This window comes from Caulobacter sp. 05T431 (assembly GCF_056665975.1).
Window position 1 is genome coordinate 1 of record NZ_JBFTKU010000096.1, and the last position, 494, is coordinate 494.

1 protein-coding gene is annotated in these 494 nt (G+C 58.9%); it reads right to left on the bottom strand.

The window, feature by feature from the left end; genetic code table 11:
• The coding region (locus AC1U89_RS24675) for a glycosyltransferase family 2 protein (RefSeq protein WP_479902243.1) at positions 1–487 on the bottom strand (487 nt) is incomplete at its 3' end.
• Positions 488–494 lie beyond the last annotated feature (7 nt).

Sequence of the window (494 nt, forward strand, 5' to 3'; positions counted from 1 at the left end):
AGCTGATGTTCTTTCCGTCGTCTCGATTGCGCAGGAAGTAGAGAGTTTCGCCGCCCAAGACCGAGATTCGTTTCGCGGCGAGGTAGGCCGCCGCGTTGAAGATTCCGTCCTCGAGGCGAACCTTCTCTTCAGGAAAGCGGATGTCGTTATCGGCCAGCAATGAGCGCCGGTAAAGCTTTTGCGGGGCAAGCGTCTTGAACGCCTTAGGCAAAGCAACGTCTATGTCAGTCTTGATGTAAAGCCAGGGAGGGACAATGCGGCCGTGAGTTCCTGCCATTGACGGAATGACGACGTCGGAACCGTGAGCGTCGGCAAAGGCAACCAGCTCCCTCAGCGCTTGCGGAGCAAGTACGTCGTCGGCGTCGGCGAAGAACAAGTACCTCCCCGTCGTGCTTGCGATGCCAACGTTTCGAGGCTGACCGGGCCAACCGTGATTCTCCTGGTGGTGCACCGTCACGTTGGCGTGGCGCGAGGCGAACTCATCCATGTACGCC